At 36.0% G+C, this 20448-nt stretch carries 20 protein-coding genes and 1 pseudogene; 17 read left to right on the top strand and 4 right to left on the bottom strand.

Features of this window, described 5'->3' with window-relative positions:
• Positions 1–203: 203 nt before the first annotated feature.
• From fumC to AC1DEF_RS08285, 12 genes and pseudogenes are all read left to right on the top strand, one after another.
• Positions 204–1583, top strand: a complete 1380-nt coding sequence (fumC, locus tag AC1DEF_RS08340; protein ID WP_097823437.1) for a class II fumarate hydratase — start codon at positions 204–206, stop codon at positions 1581–1583.
• A gap of 181 nt (positions 1584–1764) precedes the next feature.
• Entirely contained in the window at positions 1765–2004 is a 240-nt protein-coding gene (locus tag AC1DEF_RS08335; protein WP_043982432.1) for a hypothetical protein, read from the top strand.
• Positions 2005–2030: 26 nt separating this feature from the next.
• A complete protein-coding gene (locus AC1DEF_RS08330) occupies positions 2031–2927 on the top strand; it encodes a GH25 family lysozyme (RefSeq protein ID WP_097823436.1) in 897 nt (298 codons plus the stop codon).
• 61 nt (positions 2928–2988) lie between these two features.
• Positions 2989–3255: a hypothetical protein gene (locus AC1DEF_RS08325; protein WP_014460133.1), complete on the top strand. Its 267-nt coding sequence runs from the start codon at positions 2989–2991 to the stop codon at positions 3253–3255.
• Between the two features lie 135 nt (positions 3256–3390).
• Positions 3391–5478, top strand: a complete 2088-nt coding sequence (locus tag AC1DEF_RS08320; protein WP_318331306.1) for a PAS domain S-box protein — start codon at positions 3391–3393, stop codon at positions 5476–5478.
• An 89-nt stretch (positions 5479–5567) separates the two neighbouring features.
• On the top strand, positions 5568–5780 hold the full coding sequence (locus AC1DEF_RS08315) for a hypothetical protein (RefSeq protein WP_013083131.1): 213 nt from the start codon (positions 5568–5570) through the stop codon (positions 5778–5780).
• Positions 5781–6040: 260 nt separating this feature from the next.
• Positions 6041–6172 carry a YjcZ family sporulation protein gene (locus AC1DEF_RS08310; RefSeq protein ID WP_016764087.1) on the top strand — a complete coding sequence of 44 codons (132 nt, stop codon included), beginning with the start codon at positions 6041–6043 and terminating at the stop codon, positions 6170–6172.
• Positions 6173–6777: 605 nt separating this feature from the next.
• Positions 6778–8376: pseudogene (locus tag AC1DEF_RS08305) on the top strand (M4 family metallopeptidase); the annotation flags it as partial.
• Between the two features lie 307 nt (positions 8377–8683).
• Complete coding sequence (locus AC1DEF_RS08300; RefSeq protein WP_097823433.1) at positions 8684–9424, top strand: metallophosphoesterase family protein; 741 nt, start codon at positions 8684–8686, stop codon at positions 9422–9424.
• A gap of 276 nt (positions 9425–9700) precedes the next feature.
• Positions 9701–10369, top strand: a complete 669-nt coding sequence (gene fsa / locus AC1DEF_RS08295; protein ID WP_477727346.1) for a fructose-6-phosphate aldolase — start codon at positions 9701–9703, stop codon at positions 10367–10369.
• Between the two features lie 164 nt (positions 10370–10533).
• On the top strand, positions 10534–10752 hold the full coding sequence (locus tag AC1DEF_RS08290; RefSeq protein WP_025752385.1) for a spore germination protein: 219 nt from the start codon (positions 10534–10536) through the stop codon (positions 10750–10752).
• A 123-nt stretch (positions 10753–10875) separates the two neighbouring features.
• Positions 10876–11163 carry a hypothetical protein gene (locus tag AC1DEF_RS08285; protein ID WP_043982444.1) on the top strand — a complete coding sequence of 96 codons (288 nt, stop codon included), beginning with the start codon at positions 10876–10878 and terminating at the stop codon, positions 11161–11163.
• A 29-nt stretch (positions 11164–11192) separates the two neighbouring features.
• Here AC1DEF_RS08285 and AC1DEF_RS08280 read toward each other — a convergent pair whose 3' ends face one another.
• The 3 genes from AC1DEF_RS08280 to AC1DEF_RS08270 all read right to left on the bottom strand — a co-directional run bounded on the left by AC1DEF_RS08280 (position 11193) and on the right by AC1DEF_RS08270 (position 13248).
• Positions 11193–11864, bottom strand: coding sequence for an NAD(P)H-dependent oxidoreductase (locus AC1DEF_RS08280; protein ID WP_043982446.1), 672 nt, complete (start codon positions 11862–11864; stop codon positions 11193–11195).
• 301 nt (positions 11865–12165) lie between these two features.
• The gene (gene sspL, locus AC1DEF_RS08275; RefSeq protein WP_013057030.1) at positions 12166–12306 is read right to left on the bottom strand and encodes a small, acid-soluble spore protein L; all 141 of its coding nucleotides are present in this window, start codon (positions 12304–12306) and stop codon (positions 12166–12168) included.
• 171 nt (positions 12307–12477) lie between these two features.
• Positions 12478–13248: an SDR family NAD(P)-dependent oxidoreductase gene (locus tag AC1DEF_RS08270; RefSeq protein WP_097823431.1), complete on the bottom strand. Its 771-nt coding sequence runs from the start codon at positions 13246–13248 to the stop codon at positions 12478–12480.
• Between the two features lie 306 nt (positions 13249–13554).
• Between AC1DEF_RS08270 and AC1DEF_RS08265 the strand changes: the two genes are divergently transcribed.
• The 3 genes from AC1DEF_RS08265 to AC1DEF_RS08255 all read left to right on the top strand — a co-directional run bounded on the left by AC1DEF_RS08265 (position 13555) and on the right by AC1DEF_RS08255 (position 17260).
• On the top strand, positions 13555–15051 hold the full coding sequence (locus tag AC1DEF_RS08265; protein ID WP_318331308.1) for an ATP-binding protein: 1497 nt from the start codon (positions 13555–13557) through the stop codon (positions 15049–15051).
• Positions 15048–15755, top strand: a complete 708-nt coding sequence (locus tag AC1DEF_RS08260; RefSeq protein WP_097823429.1) for a response regulator — start codon at positions 15048–15050, stop codon at positions 15753–15755. Before AC1DEF_RS08265 ends, AC1DEF_RS08260 begins: the two co-directional genes overlap by 4 nt.
• 197 nt (positions 15756–15952) lie before the next feature.
• On the top strand, positions 15953–17260 hold the full coding sequence (locus AC1DEF_RS08255) for a CitMHS family transporter (RefSeq protein WP_097823428.1): 1308 nt from the start codon (positions 15953–15955) through the stop codon (positions 17258–17260).
• A 36-nt stretch (positions 17261–17296) separates the two neighbouring features.
• Here AC1DEF_RS08255 and AC1DEF_RS08250 read toward each other — a convergent pair whose 3' ends face one another.
• Positions 17297–17896, bottom strand: coding sequence for a DedA family protein (locus AC1DEF_RS08250; RefSeq protein ID WP_014460120.1), 600 nt, complete (start codon positions 17894–17896; stop codon positions 17297–17299).
• 337 nt (positions 17897–18233) lie between these two features.
• On the opposite strand from AC1DEF_RS08250, the gene AC1DEF_RS08245 reads away from it, so the two are divergent.
• Both AC1DEF_RS08245 and AC1DEF_RS08240 read left to right on the top strand, forming a co-directional pair.
• The gene (locus AC1DEF_RS08245; protein WP_477727345.1) at positions 18234–19514 is read left to right on the top strand and encodes a GntP family permease; all 1281 of its coding nucleotides are present in this window, start codon (positions 18234–18236) and stop codon (positions 19512–19514) included.
• Between the two features lie 19 nt (positions 19515–19533).
• Positions 19534–20310, top strand: coding sequence for a 3-hydroxybutyrate dehydrogenase (locus AC1DEF_RS08240; RefSeq protein ID WP_013057034.1), 777 nt, complete (start codon positions 19534–19536; stop codon positions 20308–20310).
• The last annotated feature ends 138 nt before the right edge of the window (positions 20311–20448 follow it).

The following is a 20448-nucleotide window of genomic DNA, read 5'->3' as shown; positions in this document are numbered from 1 at the left end:
AGATCCGAAGAGCGTACTCTTCGGATCTTTTTTATGTTAGAAAATCAAAATAAACTATGAGCTAAATAATCAAAGTGTTTAATGCCGTTTAAAAAATAAAATAAAGGGAATTTTCAACAGTGAATAATTGTTATTATGTCATGAAATTCATCCATATAATCAATACTAATAGGTAAAGAAAATATTGAAAAGGAGTTCTAACTATGAGCTATCGTATCGAAAGAGATTCAATTGGAGAAATCAAAGTGGCAGAAGATAAACTATGGGGAGCGCAAACGCAAAGAAGTAAAGAAAATTTTCCAATAGGAATTGAAAAAATGCCGATTGAAGTAATACGCGCTTTTGCGGTTTTGAAGAAAAGTGCGGCTATTAGTAATCATAAACTAGGCAAACTATCAGCAGGGAAATCGGAAGCCATCGTACAAGCTGCTAACGAAATTATTGAAGGGAAATGGAATGAACATTTTCCTTTAGTAGTATGGCAGACAGGAAGCGGAACGCAATCAAACATGAATGTAAATGAAGTGATTTCCCACCGAGGAAACCAGCTAATAAATGGCAACGAAACGCTTCATCCAAATGATGATGTGAATATGTCACAAAGCTCTAACGATACTTTTCCTACAGCTCTTCATATTGCAGCTGTACTAGAAGTGGAAGATCAATTATTGCCTGCTCTAAAAACATTAAAAGAAACGTTCGCTGCGAAGCAAGAGCAGTTTAAAGATATTATTAAAATAGGCAGAACCCATTTACAAGATGCTACACCGCTAACACTAGGACAAGAAATTAGCGGATGGCATCATATGCTTGAAAAGAATGAAGAAATGATTAAACAAAGCGTAGAGTATATGAAGGAGCTAGCTATTGGCGGTACAGCTGTTGGGACGGGGATAAATGCACATCCTGACTTCGGCGATGAAGTAGCGAAAGAAATCAGCAGCACGCTTGGAAAAACATTTGCCTCAGCACCTAATAAATTTCATGCATTAACAAGTCACGATCAAGTGGTTTATGCCCACGGTGCACTCAAAGCATTAGCAGCTGACTTAATGAAAATTGCCAATGACGTGCGCTGGCTGGCAAGCGGTCCTCGGAGCGGGCTAGGCGAAATTACGATTCCCGCTAACGAACCAGGAAGTTCTATTATGCCTGGAAAAGTAAATCCAACTCAAAGTGAAGCTCTAACAATGGTTTCTGCACAAGTGCTTGGGAATGACGTGACGATTGGCATTGCGGCTAGTCAAGGAAACTTTGAATTAAATGTATTTAAGCCGGTTATTATTTATAATTTTTTACAATCAGTTAGATTGCTGACAGATTCCATGCAGGCTTTTAACGATAAATGCGCAGTAGGAATTGAACCCAACAAAGAAAAGATTCAGCATAATCTAGAAAATTCTCTTATGCTTGTAACAGCATTAAATCCGCACATAGGTTATGAAAATGCGGCTAAAATCGCCAAACTGGCTCATCAAGAAGGAACGACATTAAAAGAAGCAGCGGTCAAAACAGGCCTTCTGACAGAAGAACAATTTGAACAATGGGTAAATCCCGCTAATATGATTCATCCATCAAAATAAAAAAAGAAGCCAAGCAGCTCAGAATGCTTGGCTTCTTTTTAATAAATATTAATAAAATAAACATTGTTCTAAATAAACACATAAAAAGAATTTGCGGATTAAAAGAATTTTTACACTGCCTTATACTAGATTCAAGTACATACGATTAGGGTATTTACATTTCTATAAAGGAGGGATTCAAGTGACGTACGAAGTGAAGTTTTATTTTGGAAATGAAAAATCAATCGGTACATTGGTTGAATCAGAAAATGTAAAAGAGCTTGAGGAATCTATTATTCATACGCAAGGATGGTATCGTTATTATGACAAAAAACATGAAGCTTATTTAGCTATTCAAATGAGCAATGTTTTACACATCGTTATAAAAGAATACCGGGATCCGGAAAAAACAGGGGTTTTGAAAGATTCGTCGTATACATAAGGAAGCTAGCAAAAGAGGTGAAAACTATGCAAAGGCGACATTCAAATAATCCTATTATTCTCGACGTTTCTCATCATCAAGGAATCATTAATTGGAAAGAAATAAAAAACACCTCAGTAAAAGGGGTGTATATAAAGTTAACAGAAGGCGGAACTTTTGTAGACCCTAGATCCTATGAAAATTATATAGGTGCCAAAAATGCGGGCTTGAGAGTAGGGTTTTATCATTATGCTCACTGTACAAATAGCCCGGAGAAAGAAGCTGCTTTTTTTATTGCTCAGCTTGGACAAATGAAACTAGACCTTCCGCCGTGTTTGGATCTAGAAGAAGATAAAAAAAAATCTAAAGAATTTGTTTCTGACTTTGCCGTAAGCTGGCTCGAGCATGTTCACAAAACAACAGGAATTAAGCCTATCGTATATACGAATTATCATTTTGCTAAAACTTTTTTCACAAACGAAATAAGTAAGTATCCTTTGTGGGTAGCAAGATATAGTGCGGCCAACAGACAAGGCGGTATGCAGCACCCTGGTGAGCTAAGTCAGTGGCAGCGATGGGCCATGTTTCAGTATACGGATTCTGGCAGAGTAAAAGGAATTTCTACAAATGTGGATATAAATGAAATGGACTGCTCATTTTTTAAAGAAGTCACAACAAATCTCTCTATGACGAATAATACAAAAGGACCCTTTGTGTATTCCAAAGGTGATAGAGGGTTAGGAGTCAAACAAATTCAGCAAAACTTACTTGCGCTAGGTTTTTCTCTTCCGAAGTTTGGAGCAGACGGTTTCTATGGAGATGAATTAATCGCTGCAATGAAAAAATTCCAGAATCGGTATGGCCTTTTTTCAGATGGAATAGCAGGAGCGGACACACTGCCGCGTCTTGTTAAAGAAGTGAATAATCTGAATAATCTGGTTTGAGAGATTACCTGAGGGGGAAAAGTTACTGTAAGATTCAAAAAGGTACAAGGAAGGAGCTATTATGAGAAAAAGAAAACAAAAAGCATTGATATCAGGTATTACGCTATCAACGGTAGGAGTCGGCATTACGTCTTATATATTAAGCGATGCTGCGAAACGACGGAAAGTAAAAGGACTTGTTCGAAGTGCCAAAGTAAAACTTTCAAGTTTATCTAAAAAACAGCAGGTAAATGCTAGCCTAAATAAAGATGCGCATTCAGATCCTACGTACGTTTCTGAAAGCAATATGATTTCAGAAGGACCTATGTATCAAGATCAGCATAGATAATAAAAAAACTAGTCTTGCCTCGGGCGAGACTAGTTTTTTTATTAATTTTATAAATAGCAGCGCTTATTCATGTTACACTCTCTATATAAGGGAATTATTTTACGCATATTTACAAGTAAAGGAGGAATAGAAGGAGTGATTAGTAGCGGATTATTTGTTAACTTATGTATTTTTTCGTTTTTTGTCAGTATTATGATTGCGATAAGAATATTTTTGTTACAGCGTCTAGCCCATAAATACAAATGGATGAGTGGTATTTATGCAAGCATTGTTTCTGCTATTCTTATGGTATATAGCGTTACGTATCAACAAATTACATATGATTTACGTTTCCTTCCTCTTATTTTGACCGTTCTGTACTTTGGTTATAGAGCCGGTGCAGTTGCAGGTATCACTATGGCCGTGTGCAGTATCTATTTAGAAAGTCATTGGTTACTGACTATCTTAATTTTAATTTTTACCTTTTTGTTTTCCCTTCCTCTTATTCGATATAGAAAGCAGTTTTCTTTATTAAAACAATCTCTTCTTTGTTTCTTTATTCATTTTATCGTTCATGTCTTACTGACAAATTACTTCTGGAATACACCTATTCAGTCGCCGTTTTATAGCGAAATAGAATATTTAGTGTTCGGGATTCTCGGACTGGGAGTAGCTGTAGCGACGATAGAATTTTATCGTAAATTTTACGCTGTAGCAGAAGAAGCTGCCTATGCTGGATCAGATTCATGTAAGGATGAAGAAGATTCTTTTTTTGTCAGAATAATGAAAAAAGAACTAGAATATACGAAAGAACAGCTGGAGTCTTTTATTAATCATCACATGGATGCGGTTATTATAACTGATTTAGAAGGGCGAATCTTGCGAGTTAATGAAGCTTATGAAAAAGTATATGGCTGGAAATCCCATGAAGTCATTGGGAAAAAATATTACGATATAGCAGGAGCTTTTAGTGAGGATGTACATGAGAATATAAAAAAGACTGTTGCTGAAAAAGAGGCAATCAATCGAGTAGAAGTTGTAAGAGCTCGTAAAGATGGAAGTTTAGTAGACCTTCGCATCACCATTTCTCCAATTTTTAATGGGAAAGATGAGTTGGTAGGTTTGTCTGGAGTATGCGTGGATATATCTGAAGCTAAAAAAGCAAAGGAAGAGCTTGACTTGCTGCATCGTAGGCTTAAAGAAAGTGAGTTGAAATATCGCACGTTATTTGAGTACGCAAACGACGCAATTTATTTACTTGAAATAGGATCGGATCATTTTCCTTCTCGTTTTGTTGAAGTAAATGAAGCTGGATGTAAGCGCTTTGGATATACGAGAGAAGAGCTTTTATCCATGCCTTGCCACGATATTATACCTAGAGATTCTGACATTGTTCAAAAAACAGTCGAAGAAATTCGCAACGGAAATCTTTCTTTTACGCTGCAATCACAGTTTACGTTTAAGTCCGGCGAAATAAAAAAACTAGAATATAGTGGAAAGTTGTTCAATATAGAAAACAAAATAGTGCTTCTTATTGTTTCAAGAGACAGAACAGAGTACTTAAAAACAGAAGAGCTGCTGCAGAAATCTGAGAAATTAGCAGCGGTCGGGCAGCTTGCTACAGCTATTGCTCATGAAATTAGAAATCCTTTAACAGCCATCAAAGGGTTTATGCAGTTATTAACTGAAAAAGCGAGTAAAGAAGAGTTAACCTATATGAACATTATATCCTCTGAAATTGAGCGTATTGAAATGATTACTGAGGAATTCATGTCTGTGGCAAAACCACAGGCCGTAACATTTCAGTCGATTGATTTGCAGCTGTTAATTCAACAAGTGATTTTATTGCTGCAGCCTCAAGCAACCATGAAAAACATCTTTATTGAACTTAACTCATATGGAGAAATGCCTTTTGTATATTGTGAAAGCAATCAAATGAAACAGGTGTTCATAAACATTCTTAAGAATGCGATTGAAGCAATGCCTTCCGGAGGAGAAATTAAAGTTGAGCTGAGAAAAAAGGACAACAATCATATTCATATTCAAATTATTGATGAAGGTGTAGGAATTTCAAAAGAACGCATCAAACATTTAGGTGAACCATTTTACAGTATTAAAGAAGACGGAATCGGGTTAGGGTTAATGATCTGCTTTAATATTATCCAACAACATAAAGGAACTCTTAGTATTGAAAGTGAAGTAAACAAAGGGACGAGTGTAGAAATTTGTTTACCGTTAGAATAAAAGGTAATCAGTCAAAGGGAGAAGAAATTTTGCAACAAGTTGTTTAGTAAAGTTATAATATTCTATGTTGGAGTAAAATAAGCAAAGGAGTGGTTACGATTAAACAGAAAAAGTGGATTAACATATTTCGTATTCTGTATATTATTTTTGCTATTATTGCGATTGGAGCATCTTTTGGAGACTATTCTTTTGGGCTTAATAATCCCCGCATAGTCAGTTTAACGGCTCTTGTTTTGGCGGTTATCTGTATTGTTCCGTATTACATACTTCGCTTTAAAGAACAAGCTTCTAAAAGTAAATAAGTTAATATTTGTTATCTTAAAAGAGGCTGTGACAAAAGTATTTTAGTTGAAGGGAGATCCGAACGATTCATCGTTCGGATTTTTTTATTGTTATGGTGAACATGGGTTTAATCTAGCTGGTTGCTTCTAGCGGTTGATTGGAATGTTTTCGTTATGTCTCAGTCTTTTTTTTATCGTCATAAAAGGGCGATAAATGGGCGAGCATTTTTTCTAGCCTGTACATATGCTATAGAGTAAACAGGCTACGGAGGTGAAGTGAAATGGGATTTTACAACTGGGGTTACGGCGGTGGTTATGGCTACGGCGGCTACGGTAGTTACGGTGGCGGTTTTGCATTAATCGTTGTACTATTTGTTTTATTAGTTATCGTTGGTTGTACATGCTTGAAATAAACAGAAAAAGCACGGATTTACAAAGATTTTAGTAGATTCGTGCTTTTTTATGTTCATAAGAAGGGCAGTACTATAATAAAATAATGTTGTGCATGTACATAAAAAACACACAAAAAATTTAATTAATAGATTAAAAAAATAAAAAAATGAAGAGGAAGAGTAGATTTAAGCCTCAAAAATGGTCTGAAATTTATAATTTTCCTTATAAGTAATTTTTGTAAAATGCTTCTCAGGACTGATAATAAGACCGAATAATACTCCATAGGCCGCTAGTTTTTATCAGCTGACTTGAAGAATTATTTTACTTGTATGAAAATCAACATAAATGATTTTCATATAGTTTAAATAGGTAAAAAAGACTTATTGCAAAATGTTTATTCTTAATTTTCATAATAATAGGAATATTGAAATAATATATAGACGTAGTAATTTTTAGTTGCTATAATGTTGCTAATTATCACAATTAACAGAAAAATTGCGGTAATTAAATTTACTAGGGATAGGGAGAAAAAACTATGAAAAAGAAAAAACAGGCTTTAAAGGTATTATTATCAGTTGGTATCCTTTCTTCATCATTTGCTTTTGCACATACGAGCAGTGCCGCGCCAAATAATGTACTTTCAACCGAAAAGTATAACAAAGAAATTAAATCTCCTGAGTTTATTTCTGGAAAGCTTTCAGGCCCATCATCACAGAAAGCTCAAGACGTCGTATTTCATTATATGAATACAAATAAAGACAAATATAAATTAGGAAGTGAAAATGCTCAAAACTCATTTAAAGTGACAGAAGTAGTGAAAGATCCCGTTGAACAAGCAACCGTTGTACGCTTGCAGCAGGTATATAATAATATTCCTGTTTGGGGATCTACTCAATTAGCACACGTAGCGAAAGATGGAACCTTAAAAGTTGTATCAGGTACAGTAGCTCCTGATTTAGATAAAAAGGAAAAGCTAAAAGGACAGAAGCAAGTTGACAGCAAAAAGGCAATTCAAGCAGCCGAAAAAGACTTAGGCTTTAAACCGACGTATGAAAAAGCCCCTTCATCTGAACTGTATGTTTATCAAAATGGTTCAGACACAACGTATGCTTATGTAGTAAATTTAAATTTCTTAAGCCCTGAACCAGGCAACTATTATTACTTTGTTGATGCTATTAGCGGTAAAGTGCTAGATAAGTACAATACGATTGATTCCGTAGCTGGTCCAAAAGCCGATGTGAAGCAAGCGGCAAAGCCGGCAGCGAAACCTGTAACAGGAACAAATGCTATTGGCTCAGGTAAAGGAGTGCTTGGAGATACTAAATCTTTAAAGACAACGTTATCTAGTTCTACTTACTACTTACAAGATAATACAAGAGGGGCGACAATCTATACGTATGATGCAAAAAATCGTACATCTCTGCCAGGTACACTATGGGCAGACACGGATAATACGTATAATGCAACCCGCGATGCAGCTGCAGTAGATGCTCACTATTATGCAGGCGTGACATATGATTATTATAAAAACAAATTTAACCGCAACTCCTATGACAATGCAGGAGCTCCGCTAAAATCGACTGTTCATTATAGTAGCGGGTACAATAATGCGTTTTGGAATGGATCCCAAATGGTATACGGAGATGGAGATGGAACTACTTTTGTTCCGCTATCAGGAGGATTAGATGTTATTGGACATGAATTGACGCATGCGGTCACAGAAAGAAGTTCTAATTTAATCTATCAATATGAATCAGGTGCATTAAACGAAGCAATTTCCGATATTTTCGGAACATTGGTAGAATACTATGACAACCGTAATCCAGATTGGGAAATTGGAGAAGATATTTATACGCCTGGTACAAGCGGTGATGCGCTTCGTTCAATGAGCAACCCAGCGAAATATGGAGATCCGGATCATTATTCAAAGCGCTATACAGGTTCTAGTGACAACGGCGGAGTTCATACAAACAGCGGTATTATCAACAAAGCTGCCTACTTGGTAGCTAATGGAGGAACGCATTACGGGGTTACTGTAACAGGCATCGGCGGCGATAAGCTAGGGGAAATTTATTACCGTGCTAATACGCTATACTTCACTCAGTCTACAACGTTTAGCCAAGCGCGTGCAGGTTTAGTACAAGCTGCTGCTGATTTATACGGTTCAGGCTCTCAAGAAGTAATTTCAGTAGGCAAGTCATTTGACGCAGTTGGTGTTCAATAAGTTATAAACCAAAAGTCGCAAGATAAATGAGGTATCTTACGACTCTCTATACTACCTTACTACCAATAAAGGAGTACTCGTATAAATATATTACAGTACTCCTTTATTTTATGTTAATAAATAAGGAAAACAGATTTTTTCTTGATCTATAAAAATCCACTTCTTATTCCTCCCTTTTATGTCCATTCGAATTATACCGTTGTTTGTTAAATGAAGAGAACACGTTTTAGTAAACGGTCTTATTATAAAATGTTATAATAAAGAAAAGAATTGAATACATACATATGAAAAAGGAGTGGAGGAATCAATGGACAAAATTGCTGTTATTTCAGATATCCATGGAAATCTTCCTGCATTAGAAGCAGTTTTAGCTGACATACAACAGCGAGATATCCATCGCATCATTTGTCTAGGTGATTTAGTAGGAAAAGGCCCGGATTCAAGTAAAGCGATTGATATCATAAAAGAAAAGTGCGAAGTAACAGTAATGGGAAACTGGGATGACTTCATTACAAAGCCTGCGGAATTCGAAGCGTTGAAATGGCATCAGAAGAAGTTAAGTTCAGCCCAAGAGGCATACTTAAAGGAACTTCCTTTTTCCGTTGAGTTTATGATGAGCGGAAAATTAATTAGAATGTTTCACGCTTCACCTAGAAGTCTTTATGATCGAATTCAACCCTGGGATTCACTTGAAAAGCGCCTTAGTCTATTTGCTAATACGAAATATACGGAAAATATAAAAGGATCAAGAGAGCCAGATGTTATCTGTTACGGAGATGTACATAATGCATTTATTCAACATATTAAAGGGAAAACGCTATGCAATGTAGGAAGTGTAGGAAACCCGCTTGATTTACCACAAGCTTCTTATCTTATCTTAGAAGGAAAGGATCAAGACGAAAGTCCTTCAGCATTTTCTATTCAATTTGTACGTATTCCATACGATATTGAAAAGGCTATCGAATTGGCGAGAGCTGTAGAGATGCCGGATTTTGAACCCTACGTTCAAGAGTTAAAAACAGCTCGCTATAGAGGACTAAAAAATTAAGAATAGAATGTATTTCAACCTTCAGCATAAATGCTGAAGGTTTTTTAGTGGAGTATATGAGGGGTTTTTCAACACCATTAGTATGATACATGCAAATAAAAGTTATTCCGATGAATTTAAGGAAGGGAAAACTTGGAGAAAAACATACAGCATTTGAAAGGAAATAAATTTTATTTTATGAAGACAATATGAAGAGGGCAATTCCATTTGAACATAAAGTCATGCAAAAACGCCCCTGAAAAGCTGTTTTTACCATAACGAGTGGAGGAATATAGGATGAAATTTTTTATTGATACAGCTAACCTGGAAGATATTAAAAAAGCATATAAAATTGGAGTATTATCAGGTGTTACCACAAACCCTTCGCTAGTAGCTAAAGAAGGCGTAAAGTTTGAAGATCGCATCGAAGGAATTTTAAAAACCGTCCCGGAAGTAGAATCCGTTTCAGCAGAAGTCACGCCCGACACAGTAACAGCAGATGACATGATTGTTCAAGCAGAAGAGCTGATAAAAATTAATGGAGGAGACAAAAATATAACGATTAAACTTCCTATGACCATTGCTGGATTGGAAGCAACCCGTTATCTAGCTAAAAAAGGCGTAAAAACAAACGTAACGTTAATTTTTACAGTGAATCAAGCGCTTCTAGCAGCTCGTGCCGGTGCCACATACGTATCGCCATTTTTAGGACGCTTAGACGATATTTCAGAAGACGGTGTTTATCTGGTATCTCGAATTGCAGAGCTATTTCGAATTCAACACATTGACTCACAAATTATAGCAGCGTCAGTCAGACACCCAGATCACGTCACACGAGTAGCTCTTGCTGGGGCTCATATTGCTACAATTCCGTATGCCGTAATTGAACAATTAGTAAAACACCCGTTAACAGAGCAAGGAATTGAAAAATTTGCATCAGACTGGGAAAAAGCTGTAAAAAGTTAAATTCACTGAAGGAGAAGACATCACTTTAGTGTCTTCTCTGCTTAAAGGGTATACGAAGATTCTTTTTTTCTATTTTGCAGCAAACAACTTATCAATAATAGGCGAACATCCTATACATATATACAGAGATGACATACGTTAATAGAAACGAAAGAGGTGTTAAAATGGGCTGTATTATTAACATTGAAAATATCGTGACTAACGGGTTAAAAGACAACTCGAACGTAAGCGTAGGCTGTGTTGTACAAAATAGTCACACGGCAAATACAAAATCGGTAGGAGCTTGTTTTTCGTTTGGAAACGGCTCTCCTGCTATTGCCTCTATGACAAACAGTAATATCGACTTTTGCAAAGGTGAAGAAAATAAAGAGCAGCAATCTTAAAAGCAATTCCAGAAATACTCTTTCTGGAATTGCTTTTTGGTAAGTGATAGAGTTTGATTAACAAGGTGTTTTGGCTTTTAAAAGAAAAACATACATTCATGAGGAAGGGAGTTGAGGGGTGCAATGAGCATTATTTCTATGATTCCTTATACATACGTTGAAAGAAAAATAAAACGAACACAAAAGGTGACAATTCAGCATTCAAAAGACATGTGTTTATACGCTGATAGTATTGAAACACAAAACGATTGCTTTCACATTAATGACGTATTTGACATCTCTTACAAATGCGTTTCAAAAGACAGCGGCTTTTTATACTTACATACAAATCAAGGGATGTTCGCTTATACCATACAAACCGATCCTTCTGCCTTTATAACAGCATATAAAAATATAAAAACGAAGGAGTGACGCAATGTCACCCCTTCGTCTTTCGTTTCTTATTTTACCCACTGTACAACTTGATCCATACTTCTTCTCGTTTTTCCGCGTTTAGGTTCATGAATTCGGTAGCCGAACGCAACCATAACGGAAATATCAAACTTACCGTCTTCTAGTAATCCTTCTTCTTTTAGAATTTCGTGTACTTGGTCATAGTTAAATCCTTCAATCGGACAAGAATCAATACCAATTTGAGCAGCTGATGTCATCATATTAGCTAGTGCAATATAAGATTGTTTGCTAGCCCAATCAAATAGTGCTCGCTTGCTTTCGAACAAATGAAAATCATTTTCTTGGAAATCTTTATAACGAGGCATTAATGTCTCTAATACATCATCCGGCATTTCTTTTACGTTTTTTTGAAGATTCAACACATATTCAGAGTCATATCTTGCGTCTGTACGAGAAAGAATAATAACAAAATGACTTGCTGTAGGAATTTGACCTTGTGCTCCCCAAGAAACAGCTTTTAATTTTTCTTTTAAATCTTTATTTTCAACGACTAAAAACTTCCATGGCTCATAACCTACTGAGCTTGGAGATAAGCGCCCTGTTTCTAAAATGAATTGGAAATCTTCATCGGAAATTTTCTTCGTTGGATCAAACTCTTTTGTAGCATGACGAAAGTTAAATGCGTCTAAAATTTCTTGTTTTTTATCTGTATGGTTCATGTGTAAACAACCTTTCTGTGAAAAATATTTAGTGATGAACTGTTCAGAGTAATCTATACCCTGTATAGCTTACAATTAACAGCCAGTTAACATACAATTTGTCATAAAATCCGTTTGCAGATTTATCATAATTCATATAAATCATTCTAACAAGTACGCACATTTTTGTTGTATAGTATACTTTTTTATACTATTGATGCAGTTTCATAAGAAGCAGAAAGGAGTCAACAATCTGGGGAGTTTCGTTTTCGAAAAAGTAATTAAGAGGAAGAGAGGAGAAGAGTGATCTTCTCCTTGTTAATTAAATTTTTGTATTTGACTTTTTCGCTTTGTTTTCAAGTTCACTTTTCGGTTCTGTTGAAAATTCAACATCTTTTCCGTGTCCTTGAGGGTTAACTCCAGGAGCTACTTGACCGCGGTTAGCAGATTTTTTTGTACCCATTTTTGTCACCTCCGTTCGGTTAGTATGTACAAAAAGCAACACAAAAATTAGGAAGTAAAGCGTGGAAAGATAAATAGGAAAAGATTATCTTTAAGCATCTTCATTACATAAACAAGATAGTTACTCATTTAAACGGACATAAAAAAACACCCTTGGAAGGGTGTTTTTTGTTTAAGAATCTGAGCTTGTTGCTCTGTCTGCATATGGATAGATAGGATCTTTTAAGTGAAATTCGTAAGTTACTCCATCTACAAGTCCTACCGTTTTATTGCTATCATAAAGGTCCAGCATAAAAGCAGCCATTTCTTTTGACGTATGAAACTTAGGTACTCGTCCTTCGTATTCAAAATCACTCATATCCATCGAACGCTGTGCAAATTCTGTTTCAGTAGCCGCCGGAGCTAGAACTTTAGCCTGCATTTTTGCTCCTCTTCCTTTTAATTCTTGAGAAAGACCTTCTGTAAATGCACTTACGTAGAATTTTGTTGCGCAATAAGTTACCGCATCAGCCACAATGGTGTAGCCGCCTCCAGAAGAGACATTAATAAGCTGTGTACCTTCAACGTTTTCATAATCTCTTACAAATAGAGAAGAAAGAATGGTTAAGGCTTCGATATTTAAATGAAGCATTGTTTCAATTTTAGTTAATTTTTGTTCACCGACAGAAGCAAAGTTTCCGAATCCAGCATTGTTAATCCAAGTTTCTAATTCATACTCTTTGAGTGACTCATAAAACGTATGAGCATTTTCTGCCACGGATAAATCAACCGACTGGACAATAACATTTACATCTTGGTTCAGTTCTTCAATTTTTCTTTTTAACTCTTCTAGCTTGTCCTCTCTACGTGCAGCCAATATAAGATTTTTTCCACGTGCTGCAAAAGCTAAAGCTGTTTCATATCCAATTCCTGAACTTGCGCCAGTGATTACTGTATATTTCATGTTGATTCCTCCATTTTCGATGTTTTCCAATTGATTATAATTGTTAAAGTATACTTTAAGTCAAGCGTTTATTCGATTTATTTTTCCCTTTAGACGTCTATTTATAAACATTTGAAGTTGGGTGCTAAACTTTTTTTCTTTTATGCTACACTTGAAACAACAGCCGAAATTTCATTTCATTAAAAGGAGGAATGTATGCGTTCTCTTAATGTGAATAGAAGACCTAGTTTACTTGCCCAAATTACATTGCTTATTACGGTAGTTATTCTTGTGAGTACCGTCCTTGTATGCATTTTATTTTCTGCAATGATAGATGAAATTGTTGAAAAATATGTAGGTAAGCAAGCTATGACAGTAGCAAAATTAGCTTCTGAAGACAAAATGATTGTAAAAGCTTTTAAGAATAAAAATCCTTCTGAGCACATCCAACCTGTTGCAGAAAAAATAAGAAAAACCACTGGGGCAGATTACGTCACCATTGCTAATGATAAAGGAATCCGCTATTCTCATCCCAATAGTAGTTATATTGGAAAACATACCAAAACAAGCAACGAAGCTTCTTTAAAGGAGCATCAATCCATTATTTATAAAGGAAAAGGAATTTCAGGATTTGCAATTAAAGCCAAGACCCCCATATGGGATAGCCGAGGAAACGTAATAGGCGTTTCGTCAGTAGGGTTTCTCGTAAGCAATATAGAAAAACAGATTAATGATTATAGAATAAAAATCATTAAATTGTCCTGTATTCCTTTTCTTATTGGAGCATTTGGAGCTTTTTTCATTGCAAGGCGGGTAAAAAGACTAATATTTGGACTGGAACCGGAGGAGATTTCCTTTCTTTTTAAAGAAAAAGAGGCTACCCTTGAATCTATTCAAGATGCTACTGTTACTGTAGATGTTGAAAAATATGTAACGTCGATGAACAGAAGGGCCAGAGAACTATTTGGTCATCTTCAAATAGGAGGAGAGATAAAGAACTCCCGTTTAGGACAGCTAATTGATCAAGCGATAGAAAAGCAGCGGGTGTATTCTAACCAGTCCCTTGTATTAGATGGTCAGCAGTATATTTTAGATTTATCTCCTATTGTAAGAAAAAAAGAAGTGCAGGGTATCGTCCTTACTATAAGAACTTTATCTCAAATTGAAGAATTGACAGAAGAAATTTCTAAAATTAAAATGTTTTCTGATAATTTACGTGCTCAAAATCATGAATTTTTAAATAAGCTGAACGTGATTTATGGATTGTTAAAGTTAAAGAAGTATGAGCATGTCATGCAAATGATTTCATCAGAGGTAAAGGAACGCCAAGATATTATTTCTTTTTTAATGTCTTCTGTAAAGGATCCTTTGATTGCGGCATGCTTACTTGGAAAGATCAATCGTTCGAAAGAATTAGACGTTACTTTAGAAATTGACCAAGATAGTAACTTAACAAGTACTTTAGATATCGAAGACGCAAAAAACGTTGTTTCTATCTTGGGGAATTTAATCGATAATGCGCTCGAGGCTGTGCGAGAACATAAAGGGAACGTGGTGGTATCTTTTACAGATGTAGGAAATGACCTGATTTTTGAAGTTGAAGATAATGGGCCAGGGATATCAAAAGAAGTAGAAAATATGATTTTTATAGATGGTTACACAACGAAAAAAGGTGAAAATCACGGAATTGGATTGACTATTGTTAAAAGATCTGTAGAGCTACTTAAAGGTGAACTATACATAAGCAAAAGTATGTTACAAGGAGCAAGATTCACATTAGTTATCCCAAAGCTATTAAATAATGAAAAGGAAGAATCGATATGACTGAAAATCAAATTAATGTCATGATTATAGAAGATGATTCTACAGCTGCACAAATTTATGAACAGTTTACTAAGAAACTAGAGCATTTCACTGTTGTTGCGACAGCAGGATCTGGAGAACAGGCTTTAGAACTATTAACAATATTTACGCCGCAATTAATTTTATTAGACGTCTTTTTACCAGATATCAACGGAGTGGAGCTGCTGTGGGAAATCAGAAAGAAGTATCGAGGAATCGATATTATTTTAATAACGGCAGCCAATGATGTTGAAACAGTAGGGGAAGCAATAAGAGGAGGAGCATTTGGTTATTTGGTGAAACCTGTAATTATTGATAAATTTTTATCTACTTTAAAACATTATCAGTCTACGAGAATAGAATTAACCGAAAATAAAATGATTAACCAAGATAAAATAGACCATTTATTTAGAACGCGTCATAACCGCCACACTCAATCAGCAGCTGCAGTAACAGAACTTCCTAAGGGGATTGATAAACATACTCTTCGTTTAGTAAGAGATAAAGTTCGCGAAGTTCAGCAGAGCTTGAATGTAGATGAGTTTGCTCAACTAGTAGGTATCAGTTATTCAACAATGAGAAGGTATTTAGAGTATTTAGTATCTTGTAAAGAAATGCAGGTGGAAATAGTGTATGGAAGTGTAGGGAGGCCTGAGCGAAAATACCGAGTAACTAATTTTGCATAAAAACGAGATAGCGGACAAAGAACCGCTATCTCGTTTTTATGTAGAAATGATGCATGAAAAAAATGAAAAGAATTACTTTTATAAAAGATATTAAACTTATGGTGGTTATCTATGAACCTGCTTTAACAAGTGATACCTTTTTAATAACGTGTAGCAAACAAAAATGAAAACGTTATCAAGAAGGAGGAAGAATATCGATGCTTTCTTTATTAGGATTTTTAATGGTTGCAGTATTCATGTATTTAATTATGTCAAAGCGACTTACCCCAATGGTTGCTCTTATCATTATTCCAATTATATTTGGTTTAATAGGCGGTTTTGCTAGCGGAATGGGACCTATGATGCTAGAGGGTGTAAAAGATATTGCTCCTACAGCTATTATGATTTTATTTGCTATTTTATATTTTGGATTAATGATTGATTCAGGATTGTTTGACCCTCTCGTTTCCTTCATTTTAAAGATTGTAAAAGGAGATCCTCTAAAAATCGTCGTCGGAACTGCTGTGCTTTCAATGATGGTTGCTTTAGATGGCGATGGAACTACTACCTATATGATAACGGTCTCTTCTTTGCTTCCATTATATAAACGCCTAGAAATGAATCTGCTTATCTTAGCAGGAGTTGCGATGCTATCTATGGGAGTTATGAATATGACTCCGTGGGGAGGTGCTTCTGCTATGGCTATGAGTTCATTAAATTTAGATTCGTCTCAGTTGTTTTTGCCTTTAATACCTGTAATGGGTTTTGGACTTCTATGGGTGCTATTTGTTTCTGTTGTCCTTGGAAGAAGGGAAAGAAAAAGGTTAGGAGTTATCAATATTAAACATTCTGCAAATGAAATCGCACATGCAGATGAATTAGAGGGAACAGCGCAACATTTAGACTATCGACGTCCTAAGTTAGTATGGTTTAATTTTCTCCTTACCGTTAGTCTTATGGTGTGCTTAATTATGGACTTTATGTCGCTAATGCTTTTGTTCATGGTAGCGTTTGCTATTGCATTATTAATAAATTATCCAAACATCAAAGATCAACAGCAGCGAATTTCATCTCATGCAAATAATGCGGTAGCCGTCGTTTCAATTGTTATTGCAGCAGGTATTTTTACAGGAATTATGTCTGGAACAAAGATGATTGATGCTATGGCAAATACACTTGTAGGAATAATCCCAGATGCAATGGGTCCTTTTTTGCCAGTTGTAGTAGCATTTTTAAGTGCTCCTTTTACATTTTTTATGTCTAATAATGCCTTTTATTTTGGCGTATTGCCAATTATTGCTCAAGCTGCCGAAAGTTATGGCATTAGCGCAGCTGAAATTGGAAGAGCTGCTATCTTAGGACAACCTGTTCACGTGATAAGTCCCTTGGTAGCAGCAGCTCACTTATTAATTGGAATGGTAGGAATTGAATTTAGTGATTTGCAACGCTTTTTAATTAAGTGGGCGCTAGGAACTACGGCAGTGATGACAATAGCTGCATTAATTTTAGGCGTTATTTCTATTTGATAAAAAAAAGACCCCGAAGGGTCTTTTTTTATACTCTTACGTTGAACTAGACTGTTCGCTGCAGCTGCTTTTTTTAAAATAGAACTTATAAATTAAAAATCCGCATACAGCCACTACCGCTGCAATTAAAATATAGGTTTGTGCATCTGAAATAAAAGATTGAATGGACTTAAAGTTTCCGATTTGCCCTAACCAAAGCATGGCAATATTCAAAGGAAAGATACCAAGAAATGTGAGCAGAGCAAACGGCATAGGTTTCACTTTAGATAGCCCTGAAAGATAGGAAATGTAGTTTCCGAGCCCTAAAGGACGAGCAATCGCAATACTCCATAATCCGCATTTTTTAAACCATTTTTGTGATTTCTCAAATGCTTTTTTCTTTTTTGATAATTTTTTCTTTACCTTATCCTCTAATTTATAGCCTATCCCATACGGTATAAAGCTAAAAGCTGTATAAACGGCGCTTCCTGCAAGAGCGATTAATAATAATTTCACTATGTGCATGTTTAATAAGTATCCGTAGGTAAGGGTGAGAAGAGAACCAGGAAACGGCAGGGAGGAAGCCTCAATGGCCAGTCCGCTTAAAAGTCCCCAAATTCCAAATTGTTTCAGTAAGTCTGTTATGAAATGTAGCATAAGATCGCCTCTTTTTCTGTGTCATAACATTCAAATACCCATCTATATGTTCGGAAAAACTTATAAAAGAAAAGAAAATAAAGGAAGAAAGCGGGATGTGACAGAAAAAAATTAGCTTGTACAAGGAAAAAGGAAGGAAGTGTATTTTATAGCTTCTACTCAGAAGTGAAACTATAGGAAAAAAATAATTGAGGGTGAATTTTTAAATAAACTACGACTTTTATTCATAGTTTTGATTCCTTTTATTCATTTTACTTATAAAAATAGCGGGTGTAAACTTGTTGTGTTGTGAAACAATCCATTATGTATAGATATTAAAAGGAAAGGAGGTTACCGTGTGGTTATTATTGTAGGATTGTTATTGTTGATGTTTTTTGCTTATCTAGGATGGTCTATTATCTGGGTGGCACCTGTTGTTGCTACGTTCGTTGCTTATTTTAGCGGTTTAAAAGTACTGCCTACTTATACAGATGTGTATATGGGAGGGTTTGTAGATTTCGCCGCAAAATGGTTCCCCATCTTTTTATTAGGAGCCGTCTTTGGAAAGCTAATGGAAGATACAGGCGCAGCCAAATCGTTGGCGCAGCGTATTGCTAAATTATTTGGAAGTAAAAGAGCCATTTTAGGGGTGCTAATTGCTTCAGCCATTTTGACATACGGCGGAGTGAGTCTATTCGTTGTTGTCTTTGCGATTTATCCTTTAGCAATCGCGCTATTTCGAGAAGCTAACGTATCGCGAAATTTACTGCCAGCAACCATTGCACTCGGAGCATTTACGTTTATAATGACAGCGATTCCAGGTACGCCTCAAATCCAAAATCTGATTCCGACTGCTACATTTAAAACGAATGCAATGTCCGGTTCGATTATTGGAATTGTCTCAGGTCTTATTATGGCAGTGGGAGGATATTTATGGTTAGCTTATCGTGATAAAAAATTAAAAGCTAAAAATCAAGGATTTACCGAGCCTAATGAATCATCAGTCGCAGCGAGTGAAGAGCAGGACTCGATGAATGTAATATTAGCTATTTTACCGCTGATTGTCGTTGTCGTGACGTTAAACGTTTTAAAATGGGAGCCTATCGTTTCATTATTAATTGGTATTTTTTCTATTTTACTTATTAATTTTAAACACTATAAAACGTTTATTTCTTCTATAAATGAAGGAGCAAAAGGATCCGTGATGGCTGTTATTAACACGAGTGCAGCAGTAGGTTTTGGCTCGGTTATTACAGCAGTTCCAGAGTTTAAAGATGTCACGCATGTGTTGCTAAACATTTCGAGCAATCCACTCGTTTCAGAAGCATTAAGCGTTCAAGTGCTAGCGATGATAACGGGTTCAGCATCCGGCGGTATGGGTATTGCGCTTCAAGCATTAGGAGATACGTGGTATAACTTGTCTCAAACGACGAATTTAAGTGCCGATGCTCTTCACCGTATTGCAAGCGTTGCGTCAGGTTCATCTATTTTACCGCATAACGGTGCGTTGTTAACGCTATTAGCCGTAACTGGTCTTCGGCATAAAGAAACGTATAAAGACGTATTTGTTGTTGCATTTATCATCCCGACAATCGCTTTATTTGCAGGAGTCGCATTAGCGGCAGCCGGTATTATTTAAAAACAGGAGGAGAATACACATGGTTGAAAATCAAGTAATTGTAATCACAGGAGCAGCAAGAGGAATTGGGTTTGAAATAGGTAAACGATTCGCAGAAAACGGCGGGAAAATTGTATTATCCGACATTGATCAAGCTGCTGTAGAAGCTGCTGCACAAAATCTTCGTGAAGCTGGATTTGAAGCGCTTGGTGTCAAAGCCGATGTAACAAAAGAAGAAGAAATCAAACATTTAATTGAAACAGCAAACGCACATTTTGGAGCGGTTCATACGTTCATTAATAACGCTGGCTTGCAGCATGTTTCTCCAATCGAAGAGTTTCCAACCGAAAAATATGAGTTAATGATTAAAATTATGCTAACAGCTCCATTTATGGCGATTAAGCACGCGTTTCCGATTATGAAAAAACAAGGGTTCGGACGTATTATTAACGTTTCTTCTATCAACGGTTTAATCGGTTTTGCGGGCAAAGCAGCTTATAACAGTGCTAAACACGGTGTAATTGGGCTAACAAAAGTAGCTGCTCTTGAAGGCGCAGCACACGGTATTACGGTGAATGCACTTTGTCCTGGCTATGTGGATACACCACTAGTGAGAGGTCAGTTAGATGGTTTAGCTAAAACAAGAAATGTACCATTAGAGAGCGTGCTTGAAGAAGTTATTTATCCTTTAGTCCCTCAAAAAAGATTACTAGACGTGAGCGAAATTGCTGACTACGCTATTTTCTTAGCGAGTGATAAAGCAAAAGGTGTAACTGGTCAAGCGGTAGTAATGGACGGCGGATATACAGCTCAATAAAAAATAGAATAAGTCATTAAAAGCATAAAGGAGTCTAATGAGCTCCTTTATGCTTTTTTATGTTATACCTATTCTATCGAGCTAATCAACGTTAAAATATAACTAGGCTATACATAAAATAAGCCTTATACTATTTCT

This window comes from Priestia sp. 10L35 (assembly GCF_056395685.1).
This window is presented reverse-complemented; position numbering and strand designations above follow the sequence as displayed.